This window comes from Mesorhizobium sp. M7A.F.Ca.US.011.01.1.1 (genome assembly GCF_003998295.1).
Classification (GTDB): Bacteria; Pseudomonadota; Alphaproteobacteria; order Rhizobiales; family Rhizobiaceae; genus Mesorhizobium.
The window spans coordinates 83,214-92,522 of the sequence record NZ_RZRT01000011.1 but is presented as its reverse complement, the minus strand read 5'-3'; the positions used below and the strand labels follow the sequence as shown (position 1 = coordinate 92,522).

General features: G+C 61.9%; 13 protein-coding genes. 9 read left to right on the top strand and 4 right to left on the bottom strand.

Going from position 1 to position 9,309, the window contains the following annotated elements:
- Window positions 1-5: 5 nt before the first annotated feature.
- Both EOA13_RS14230 and EOA13_RS14225 read right to left on the bottom strand, forming a co-directional pair.
- Window positions 6-653: an amino acid ABC transporter permease gene (locus EOA13_RS14230; RefSeq protein ID WP_127293405.1), complete on the bottom strand. Its 648-nt coding sequence runs from the start codon at window positions 651-653 to the stop codon at window positions 6-8.
- Between the two features lie 62 nt (window positions 654-715).
- Window positions 716-1,498, bottom strand: coding sequence for an ABC transporter substrate-binding protein (locus EOA13_RS14225; protein WP_127293403.1), 783 nt, complete (start codon window positions 1,496-1,498; stop codon window positions 716-718).
- 136 nt (window positions 1,499-1,634) lie between these two features.
- On the opposite strand from EOA13_RS14225, the gene EOA13_RS14220 reads away from it, so the two are divergent.
- Window positions 1,635-2,594, top strand: coding sequence for a LysR family transcriptional regulator (locus EOA13_RS14220; RefSeq protein ID WP_127293401.1), 960 nt, complete (start codon window positions 1,635-1,637; stop codon window positions 2,592-2,594).
- Here EOA13_RS14220 and EOA13_RS14215 read toward each other — a convergent pair.
- Window positions 2,582-3,019 carry an acyl-CoA thioesterase gene (locus EOA13_RS14215; RefSeq protein WP_127293399.1) on the bottom strand — a complete coding sequence of 146 codons (438 nt, stop codon included), beginning with the start codon at window positions 3,017-3,019 and terminating at the stop codon, window positions 2,582-2,584. The genes EOA13_RS14220 and EOA13_RS14215 overlap by 13 nt on opposite strands.
- A gap of 197 nt (window positions 3,020-3,216) precedes the next feature.
- Between EOA13_RS14215 and EOA13_RS14210 the strand changes: the two genes are divergently transcribed.
- The 7 genes from EOA13_RS14210 to EOA13_RS14180 all read left to right on the top strand — a co-directional run bounded on the left by EOA13_RS14210 (window position 3,217) and on the right by EOA13_RS14180 (window position 7,980).
- The gene (locus tag EOA13_RS14210; RefSeq protein WP_013532091.1) at window positions 3,217-3,465 is read left to right on the top strand and encodes a ParB N-terminal domain-containing protein; all 249 of its coding nucleotides are present in this window, start codon (window positions 3,217-3,219) and stop codon (window positions 3,463-3,465) included.
- A gap of 128 nt (window positions 3,466-3,593) precedes the next feature.
- Window positions 3,594-4,079: an SRPBCC family protein gene (locus tag EOA13_RS14205; protein WP_127293397.1), complete on the top strand. Its 486-nt coding sequence runs from the start codon at window positions 3,594-3,596 to the stop codon at window positions 4,077-4,079.
- Between the two features lie 43 nt (window positions 4,080-4,122).
- Window positions 4,123-5,079 carry an alpha/beta hydrolase gene (locus tag EOA13_RS14200; protein ID WP_127293395.1) on the top strand — a complete coding sequence of 319 codons (957 nt, stop codon included), beginning with the start codon at window positions 4,123-4,125 and terminating at the stop codon, window positions 5,077-5,079.
- Window positions 5,080-5,276: 197 nt separating this feature from the next.
- Window positions 5,277-5,675: a GFA family protein gene (locus EOA13_RS14195; RefSeq protein ID WP_127293393.1), complete on the top strand. Its 399-nt coding sequence runs from the start codon at window positions 5,277-5,279 to the stop codon at window positions 5,673-5,675.
- A 185-nt stretch (window positions 5,676-5,860) separates the two neighbouring features.
- Window positions 5,861-6,058 carry a hypothetical protein gene (locus EOA13_RS14190; RefSeq protein WP_013532087.1) on the top strand — a complete coding sequence of 66 codons (198 nt, stop codon included), beginning with the start codon at window positions 5,861-5,863 and terminating at the stop codon, window positions 6,056-6,058.
- A gap of 189 nt (window positions 6,059-6,247) precedes the next feature.
- The gene (locus EOA13_RS14185; RefSeq protein WP_023810374.1) at window positions 6,248-7,120 is read left to right on the top strand and encodes an undecaprenyl-diphosphate phosphatase; all 873 of its coding nucleotides are present in this window, start codon (window positions 6,248-6,250) and stop codon (window positions 7,118-7,120) included.
- Window positions 7,121-7,191: 71 nt separating this feature from the next.
- Window positions 7,192-7,980, top strand: a complete 789-nt coding sequence (locus tag EOA13_RS14180) for a phosphodiester glycosidase family protein (RefSeq protein ID WP_127293391.1) — start codon at window positions 7,192-7,194, stop codon at window positions 7,978-7,980.
- 72 nt (window positions 7,981-8,052) lie between these two features.
- On the opposite strand, the gene EOA13_RS38720 is transcribed toward EOA13_RS14180, so the two are convergent.
- Window positions 8,053-8,328, bottom strand: coding sequence for a hypothetical protein (locus EOA13_RS38720; RefSeq protein ID WP_245490376.1), 276 nt, complete (start codon window positions 8,326-8,328; stop codon window positions 8,053-8,055).
- Between EOA13_RS38720 and EOA13_RS14175 the strand changes: the two genes are divergently transcribed.
- Entirely contained in the window at window positions 8,327-9,217 is an 891-nt protein-coding gene (locus tag EOA13_RS14175) for a glycoside hydrolase family 25 protein (RefSeq protein ID WP_245490375.1), read from the top strand. The two genes, EOA13_RS38720 and EOA13_RS14175, sit on opposite strands and share 2 nt — an antisense overlap.
- The last annotated feature ends 92 nt before the right edge of the window (window positions 9,218-9,309 follow it).

The window sequence follows — 9,309 nt, the reverse complement described above, 5'->3', positions numbered from 1 at the left end:
TCCGGTCAGACGATGGCAAAGCGTTTGTCGAGCAGGTCGACGACCCGTGCGACCGCGTAGACCATGATCATGTAGAGCAGGGCTGCAACGCCAAAAATCTCGAACGGCTTGTAGGTGGAGCCGATGAAGCGCTGGGCGGTGTAGGTCAGTTCGACGACCGATATGGTCGACACAAGTGCTGATCCCTTCAGCAAAGCAACCGTATTGACCCCGAGCGGCCGGATCATCAGCCGCGCCGCTTGCGGCAGCACGACCTTGCGCAAGGTCTGGAAACGGCTGAAGCCTATTGTGCGGGCGGCCTCCGTCTGGCCCCGGTCGACGGCAACCAGCGCGCCACGGATCGATTCCGCCATATAGGCGCCGATGTTGAGGCCGAGGCCGATGACGCCGGCGGCGAACGGCTCCAGATTGATGCCGATCTGCGGGCCGCCGAAATAGAGCACGAAGAGCTGGATCAGGCACGGCGTACCACGAAACAGGCTGACATAGAGCGTGCCGATGGTCCGCAGGATTGCCGATTTTGACATCTTGGCGGCCGCGGCCAGTGCCGCAGCCGCAAGGCCCAGGATCAGGGCCAGCACTGTGATCTCGATCGTCACCAAAGCGGCTTCCACGAAGAACGGGAAGACACGCTGCATCAAGGAGAAATCCATGAGATGGTCCAGCAGGAGTGACACCAGGCTTCAGACGGTTTTGGCCGCCTGAGCTAGGAGGATCAGCGAATGTCGCTGCCGACCCACTTCGTCGAGATTTTTTCGTAGCTGCCGTCCGCCAGCATGTCGTCCAGCGCCTTCTGCATGGCGGCCTTGAGCTCCGGATTGTCCTTGCGGATGGCGATACCGATGGCGACGGCGCCGCCTTCGATATCGGGCGTGTTGAGCTTGCGGACCTTCTCGCCCGTCTCCTTGACGGCAACCATGACCGGAATATTGTCGACGACGATCGCATCGACGCGGCCAGCCCTCAGTTCCAGCAGCAGTTCCGGCAGCCCCTTGTAGGTGCGGATATCCCAGCCGCCCTTTTCGCGCGCCCATTTCTCATGCGTTTCGCCCAGCGTCACGCCAAGGGTCTTGCCCTTGAGGTCGTCGAGGCTTTGCACCTTGGACTCCTCGTTGACGAAAACGGCGCGGCCGGCGTGGTAGTACGGTCCAACGAAATCGACCACCTTCTCACGCTCGGGCGTGATCGTCATCGAGCCGACGACGGTGTCGTATTTGTTGGCGAGCAGGCCGGCGATGATGCCGTCCCAGGCCGTGGTGATGATAGTGCCCTTGACGCCGATGCGCTCGGCGATGGCCTTGCCGATATCGGCGTCGAAGCCGACGACTTCATTCTGGTCGTTGACGAAGTTGAAGGGCGGATACTGCCCGCTCATGGAAATCTTCAGCTCGCCCGCCGCCTTGATCTTCTCGAGATCGTCGGCCCTGGCCGAAACGGTCGTGAGCGTCGACGCAAGCAGCAGGGCCGCAACGGCGATGCCGGAAAATACTCTGTTCATTTGAGTTCCTGTCCTCTGGATTGAGCGCACGGTCTTGTTCTTGGGAGGCGTGCAGACGCTTTCCTGTGTTCAATGATTGCCTTTGCGGTATCATTGCGCAAATAGATAATGGAAATAGGGAGCATAGATATCAGGAATGGCTTTGCCGCGCCCCGAACGGCTGGTCTGGGATCTGGACTGGAACCTTCTGCGGACATTCGTCGTCATCGCGGAAGTGAAGAGCATCACGCGCGCCGCCGAGCGGCTGAATCTCAAGCAGCCAAGCGTTAGCAACGCGCTGCGGCGGCTGGAAGACCGGGTCGGCCGGCGGCTGGTCGAGCGCGATGCAACCCGCTTCGAGCTGACCGAGGTCGGACGGCTTCTCTACGAGCAGAGCGTCGAGGTGTTCGGCACCATATCGCAGCTGCCGCTGCTGATGCGCGGCATCAGCGACGATGTCACCGGCCATGTGATGATCGCGACGGCCAGCCACGTCGTCTCGCCACTGTTCGATCAGGCGCTGGCGGAATTCCATCGCAACTACCCGCGCGCCAGCATCACCATTTCGGTCGCCGCAAGCACCGAAGTCGCCAAGCAGGTCAGGGAGCGCCGCGCCTCCTTCGGCATCTGCCTTGTCAGTCAGCGCGATCCGGCGTTGGAATACGCAATGGTCTATCGCGAATTCTTCGGCTTCTTCTGTGGGCCGCAACACAGGCTCTATGGGCAAACCGGATTGACGCTGGCCGATCTCAGGGATGAACCCTCCGTGTCGTTCCAGACTGACCATATTTCGGACGCGTTGCGGCCGGTCGCGCTGCTACGCAGCGAAGCCAGGCTGAACGCCGATGTCGTCGGCGTGTCCTCCAGCCTGGAAGAAGTGCGGCGCATGATCGTTGCCGGCCTCGGTATCGGCCCGCTGCCGCTGCACGTCGCGCGGCGCGATGTGGCGGACGGCACGCTTTGGCGGCTGCCGCCCTACGATGCGCCGCCGGCGATCGACATCTTCCTGCTGGTCAATCCCGACAAGGTGATGAACCGCGCCGAGAAGGCGCTGCTGTCAGGGCTGCAGACGCTGATTGCCGAGACGCCGGTCGAGGACCGCATCTACAAAGGCTGACTGGTCTTCGCTTCAATCAGGAAGGCCGCCGCGCGGGTGCGCATAGGCTCGTCCAGAGTGACCGAGGTGCGCGCTGCAAGGTCGAAGCGCACGCTGGTCGTCCGGCTCGACGCGTGGACGATGCCGTCGAGCGAGCCCGACATCACTTGTTCGAAGGTGATGGAGGTGCGGCCGATCTTCACGACATCCGAGCGGATGGTGACGAGCGCGCCGGCTTTCGTTTCATGCCGATAGTCGATTTCGGTGCGCACGTCGGCCCATCCGATTTGGGACGCCTGGTTGTCGTCCTGTCCGGCGATGTGGCCGAGAAGCTGAAAACTGGCATCGTCGAACATGGCTGCGTAGTGACGCACATTCATGTGCCCCATCACATCGCACATCCAGGGATGGGCGACGCCGACAAAGGTGACGAGAGGTTTGCTCATGGGGATTTTTGCCTCCGTGGCCGTTGACGATCGCGCAGACGCAATATCGAAACGCAAGCCGACAGGCAAACGGTCTGCTGTTGGCATCTTCGAACCGACAATGCCCTTCGCGCTTCGTATTCGTTAGCCGCACCCTTGGCCGCCTCCATCAAACGGACTATCTCAGGGCAGGCGGCGTTTCCGCCACGGGGGTCGGAATGCTCAGAGTGCAAAAGGTCAAAGTCGACGAGATCTACGTGCCGACAGCGCGCAAGAAGACGCTGCATCCCGAGACCGTCCGCCATCTGGCCGAGGACATTCTGGAAAACGGCATGAAGACGCCGATCCAGGTCCGCCATGACGGCAAACGCCACATCCTCGTCGAAGGCCTGCACCGGCTGGAAGCGGCAAAGTGGCTCGGCGAGACCGAAATCGAGGCTTATCTGGTGCAAGCCAAGCGCCACTGACACTTCCTTCGTTCCCCACGGACCGACGCGGAGCAGGGACGTCATCGCAAAATTTTCGCGGACGATGTCGGTTTGCGGTTCATCGGCTCGTCCTTGGGACGGAAGCAGATCAAACGCAGGACGCCATCATGACCATCAAGCTCGACATCGCCCCCACCAACGACCGTGAACTGGTTCTTGCCCGCATCATCGATGCGCCGCGTGAGAACGTCTATCGCTGCTGGACCGATCCGAAACTGATCACGCGCTGGTTCTCGCCAAAGCCGTGGACGACGCCGCGCGCCGAGATGGATGTGCGCACCGGCGGCTCGAGCCTTGTCGTTATGGCTAGCCCGGACGGCAACGAATTCCCCAACCCGGGAGTCTTCCTCGAAGTCGTTCCCGGCAGGAAGATCGTCTTCACCGATGCCTACACAGAGGCTTGGCAGCCTTCGGAGAAGCCGTTCATGACCGTCGTGCTGACCTTCGAGGACGAGGGCAACGGCAAGACGCGCTACATCGCTCGGGTCAGGCACTGGAGCGTCGCCGACCGCGAAGAGCATGAGAAGATGGGTTTCCACGAGGGTTGGGGACAGTGCGCCGACCAGCTCGAAGAACTCGCCAAAACGCTTTGATCCGCATGACGCTCTGATACCGGCAGGACGAGAGGAGATCGATATGTCCAAAACCCTGTTTTTCGCCATTTTTGCTTCGGTTGCAGCACTGCTTGCCTGCCCGGGCACCACCAATGCAGAGGAGACAAAACCTGCCATGACGACTGAAACGAACGCACTGCCGAAGCCGGCAAAGTCCGGCCTGCTGCCGATCAACGGCCTGAATTATTATTATGCAATCTATGGCAAGGGCGAGCCGCTGCTTCTGCTGCATGGCGGCCTCGGCACCACGGATATGTTCGCGCCGATCCTGCCGAAACTTGCCGAAAACCGCACCGTCATCGGCGTCGACCTGCAGGGTCACGGTCGCACCGCGCTGGGTGACCGACCATTCACCGTGGAAGCGATGGGCGACGACATGGCCGCCATCGTCAAGGCGCTCGGTTACGACCAGGTCGATGTCATGGGCTATTCGCTGGGCGGCGGCGTCGCCTTCCGCATGGCCGTCCAGCATCCCGAAGCGGTGCGCCGCCTCGTCCTGGTATCGACCGGCTACGCCACGGACGGCTTCTATGACGAGATGCGTCCCCAGCAGGCACAGGTGAGCGCGGCTGCGGCTGAGTTCATGAAGGACACGCCGATGTACAAATCCTACGTCGCGGTGGCGCCGCATCCGGAGGAGTTCCCGAAGCTCCTCGATGCGCTGGGCGGCTTCATGCGTCAGAACCGCGATTACTCGGCCGACGTCGCCAAGCTGAAGATGCCTGTCATGCTGGTCTATGGCGACAGCGATATGTACAAGCCCGAACACGAGATCAAGTTCTATCAGATGCTCGGCGGCGGGCTGAAGGACGCCGGCTGGATGCGCGAGAACCTGTCGCAGAACCGCCTGGCGATCCTGCCCAACCGCACCCACTACGACACTTTCTTCGCCCCCGAACTGACGGCCGCCGCGCTGCCGTTCCTCAACGGCCAGACCAAGGTCAAAACCTGGGACGAGGTCGTCGGCGAAACGGAGTGAACGCCAAGGCCGCCGGTTGTTGGCGGGCAGCCGGCGGATCGTTATGCGGCCGCCACGACGGCTTTCGGCGTCATGACTTCAGCCCCACTCGCATCAGCATAAGCGATGACGTTGCATCAAAGCTTTTCAATTGACCCAATCGGCCCCGCCGATACCTTGCGCGCCTATTCTCCCCCACCAGTGGATCGATCCGGACAATGGCAAGATATGACGGAGGATGCCTGTGCAAGGCGGTGCGCTACCGCGCGGACGCGGCCCCCATCAACGAACGCGTCTGCCACTGCCGGGTTTGCCAGAAGGCGATCGGCGCCGCCTTCAACGCACGCGTCCTGTTTCGCATCGACGACGTGACGATCGACGGGCCGCTGGCGACCATAAACTCTTCGCCGGATCTCAAGCGCGGCTTTTGCCCGAACTGCGGCACGACGATGTTCTCCCGGCGTGATTCCGCTGATATCATCGGCATCACCACCGGTTCGCTCGACGATCCCACGGTTTTCAAGCCGCAAATGCATATTTTCACCGCCTCGAAGCAGCCCTGGGTGGTGCTCGATGACAGCCTGCCGAAATACGAAGGCGCCCCTCCGCCAGGCTAATTTTCCCCTTTCCCCTTGTTGTGGAAGAAGGTGGATCGACGCGCTACGCCAGCGAGAAGGAAGAACGCAACCCTGACCAAAAATTTAATCCAAATCGACACGAGATAGCCGGCAAAGCGTCATTGGCGAGCCATCTTTGTCGTCCTATTTAAGGGTCGCGGGTACGGCATTCGAGGAGACGACGGATGAACGACAGCATCAGCACCCTGGACGAGCTTTTGAGCGATCCGATGGTCCTGCTTGTGATGGAGCGCGATCGTGTGCGCCCCGAACAGGTGCGCATGCTGCTCGAACGGGCTCGCCGGCCTTCGACCGATGAGCCCGAAGTGCCGCCGGCGCATGTGATCGCCAGGACATGCCAGAAACTCTGGCTCTGCCCGTAGTCGCTTTGCGATTTTCCCTGTGTATCTCAAGCCGGCTCCAAGGTGGGCCGGTTTTCGAACGGCGTGCACTTCGGCACGCCAGCTTACAAATCCGTAAATTGATTATCCGGCCCATGACGGTAAGGCTTGCCCGGGATTGGCCGATGGTCGGCCCACGCAACTCCGATCTCTCATGCACGGAATTCGATTTTGGCCGATATCTGCACACAGGGCCTGGACACGGGCTTCGTCGGCCTGGGGTTCGCCAAGGTGGCGTTCCTCGGCGTGGTGCAAGGCATCACCGAACTGCTGCCGATTTCCTCGACTGCACATATGCGCATCGTCCCGGCCGTGCTCGGCTGGCAGGATCCTGGCTCGGCCTTCTCCGCCGCCATGCAGCTCGCGGCCCTTGCCGCGGTGGTCAGCTATTTCTGGAGTGATGTCAGGAATATCCTGTTTGGTTCGTTCGACGCTCTGGCGCGACGCGATTTCGCCGACCGGCATTTCAAGCTGGCGCTCTGGATCGTGCTGGCGACGATCCCGATCGTCATCGCCGGCGTGGCGCTGTCGGGCGTGCTCAACGCCTGCAATTCGCCGCTACGCAGCCTGACGGTGATCGGCTGGGCCTGCATCGCAATGGCGATCCTGCTGGCGCTGGCCGAGATCTTTGCCCGTCACCGGCGCAGCATGGGCGGTGCGTCGCTGACCGATGCGCTGCTCGTCGGTGTCGCCCAGATCGGCGCGCTTGTCCCCGGCGTGTCGCGCTCGGGCTCGACCCTGACGGCGGCATTGGGGCTCGGCTTCAAGCGGGCCGAGGCGGCGCGCTTCTCGTTCCTGCTCGGGTTGCCGGCGATTGCACTCGCCGGCCTTAAGGAACTCTGGGAACTGCACAAGGTCCATCTCGACGCCCATGGCTGGTCGGTCCTTGCCGTCGGGCTGGTCGTCGCCTCGATTTCCGCCTTCTTCGCCATATGGGGGCTGATGCACGTGCTGGAGCGTTTCTCGGCCTGGCCGTTCGTCATCTATCGCGGCCTGCTCGGTGTCGTCCTGCTGCTGGGCGTGGCGATGGGATGGCTCGTCTAAGGCAGTTCCACAGTATCGCTTGAAACGGGCTATATCCGTACCGAACCTCGAACTTCGATTCCGGTACGCACATGGATTTTTTGACCCTCCTGCAATCGGTGCCGTTGCTGCTGGCGTTGGCCAAGGGCGCACTGCCGTCGGTGGCGGCATTTGGCATGGGATTTGGCCAGTGGGTCGCCTCACTGCCGCCATGCCGGGACTTCACCTTCGAGGCGACCAGCTATCTCGTTTGCGAGGTCGATCCGAAACGATATCAGCTCGAGCTGTTCTGGAAGGATGCGGCGGGCAAGCCGTTTCAGTCGCTGCACAATCTGCATGCCGCGCAACAGGCAGCAGGTCGCACCATGCTGTTCGGCATCAATGCCGGCATGTATCACCCGAACCTCGCGCCGGTCGGCCTCTATGTCGAGCGTGGCCAGGAGATGGCTTCGGTGAAAACGGGATCGGGAAGCGGCAATTTTTCCCTGCAGCCGAACGGCATTTTCTACATGCGCGACGGCAAGGCCGCGGTCCGTGCCACCAGGGATTTCGTGAAAAGGCGCCCGACCGTCGACTATGCGACGCAATCGGGGCCGATGCTGGTGATCGACGGCAAGCTGCATCCGAAATTCCAGGCCGACGGGACTTCGCGGAAAACCCGCGACGGTGTCGGGGTGCGAAAGGATGGCGTCGCGGTCTTTGCGATTTCGAACGGCACGGTGACCTTCCATGCCTTTGCCCGTCTTTTCCGCGACGCGCTCGGCTGCGACAACGCGCTCTTCCTCGACGGTACGATATCCAGCCTGTTTGCGCCTGCCATCGGCCGCAAAGACGACTACTGGAATCTCGGGCCGATGATCGGCGTTTTCAGGAAATCCTAGCCGGTTTTCCACCGCGCTTACCCACACGCGGTATGGGCGAAAAAATTTGATTCAAACTTTATTGGTAATTTCTCATTCATAACTGATCCGGTTTGTCCGTCGGCTGTCGTTTTGCCCTCGGTCTGTTGTGTTTTGAGTACAGGTCCAGATGCGGATTCCGGGCGTCGTCAGTTTTTTGATCGCATCGCTATGCCTTGCCGGCTGCTCTTCAACGGCCGGCGTCGACGCGCTGGATTTGCAGAAACCGTCCAACGAGACCACCAGTTCCGTGATCCGGCCGCCGGCACCGATCGCCGCTGCTCCGGCGGCAAGGGGCAACAGGGCGGCAAGGGCCGAATTGGCCCCCATGTCTGACAACGGTCCGAGGCGCCCGTTTGGTTTGGCGGAGGAGGAAGAGACGGGGGTGTTTGCCGCACCTGATGTGCCTGATCCCCAAGTGCCTGATGTCGGCGGGTTGCCGGTCGAGCCGGCAGCCTTGGTGTCGCCGCCCAAGCTGTTGACCCGCGCGGCACCGGCCATGCTTGCCGGGCCACTCACCCGTTACGGCTTTCGCGACGCCAAGCCGATCAATTTCGGCAAGGCTTCGCCCCGCCATCTTGCCGTGCACGGCGTCGACGTCTCGCGTTGGCAAGGCAACGTGAACTGGGACAAATTGCGCGCCCAGGGCGCCAACTTCGCCTACATCAAGGCGACCGACGGTGGCGACCACCTCGATCCGATGTTCATGAAAAACTGGCGCAACGCCGACGCCGCCGGCTTGAAGCGCGGCGCCTATCATTTCTTCTACTGGTGCCGCACGGCCGGCGAGCAGGCGGACTGGTTCATCCGCAACGTGCCCAGGGTCGAAGGCGCGCTGCCGCCGGTGATAGACGTCGAGTGGAACGGCGAGTCCAGCTGCAAGCGCCGGCCGTCGCGCGAAAAGGTGCTGGAAAAGATGCAGGTGTTCATGGACAGACTGGAGCGCCATTACGGCCAGCGTCCCATCATCTACACCGCGCCCGATTTCTACCGCGACAATCTCAGGGGCGAATTCCTCGACTATCCGTTCTGGCTGCGTGCCGTGGCCCAGCATCCGTCAAAGGTCTATCCCGGCCGCAAATGGCTCTTCTGGCAGTATTCCGGCTCCGGCCTGTCGCACGGCGTCACCGGCCGTATAGACCTCAACGTCTTCCATGGCGACGAACGGCAATGGCGCGCCTGGGCCGGCGGCCGGCAGACGGTAGCCGACGCCAACTGAGACAGTCGTCAGTCCCGGCGCGCTTCGCTCTGCCTGATGCCCGCGGTCTGGGCAAGCGCGACATCGGACTGCTCGATGGACACGCTTCCGCC

Coding starts and splice junctions, on each gene's coding strand:
- EOA13_RS14205 (WP_127293397.1), top strand. CDS start 3,594: ATGACCATCAAGCTCGACATCGCCCCCACCAACGACCGTGAACTGGTT.
- EOA13_RS14175 (WP_245490375.1), top strand. CDS start 8,327: ATGTCTGACAACGGTCCGAGGCGCCCGTTTGGTTTGGCGGAGGAGGAA.
- EOA13_RS14220 (WP_127293401.1), top strand. CDS start 1,635: ATGGCTTTGCCGCGCCCCGAACGGCTGGTCTGGGATCTGGACTGGAAC.
- EOA13_RS14230 (WP_127293405.1), bottom strand. CDS start 653: ATGGATTTCTCCTTGATGCAGCGTGTCTTCCCGTTCTTCGTGGAAGCC.
- EOA13_RS14225 (WP_127293403.1), bottom strand. CDS start 1,498: ATGAACAGAGTATTTTCCGGCATCGCCGTTGCGGCCCTGCTGCTTGCG.
- EOA13_RS14215 (WP_127293399.1), bottom strand. CDS start 3,019: ATGAGCAAACCTCTCGTCACCTTTGTCGGCGTCGCCCATCCCTGGATG.
- EOA13_RS14210 (WP_013532091.1), top strand. CDS start 3,217: ATGCTCAGAGTGCAAAAGGTCAAAGTCGACGAGATCTACGTGCCGACA.
- EOA13_RS14190 (WP_013532087.1), top strand. CDS start 5,861: ATGAACGACAGCATCAGCACCCTGGACGAGCTTTTGAGCGATCCGATG.
- EOA13_RS38720 (WP_245490376.1), bottom strand. CDS start 8,328: ATGGGGGCCAATTCGGCCCTTGCCGCCCTGTTGCCCCTTGCCGCCGGA.
- EOA13_RS14195 (WP_127293393.1), top strand. CDS start 5,277: ATGGCAAGATATGACGGAGGATGCCTGTGCAAGGCGGTGCGCTACCGC.
- EOA13_RS14200 (WP_127293395.1), top strand. CDS start 4,123: ATGTCCAAAACCCTGTTTTTCGCCATTTTTGCTTCGGTTGCAGCACTG.
- EOA13_RS14180 (WP_127293391.1), top strand. CDS start 7,192: ATGGATTTTTTGACCCTCCTGCAATCGGTGCCGTTGCTGCTGGCGTTG.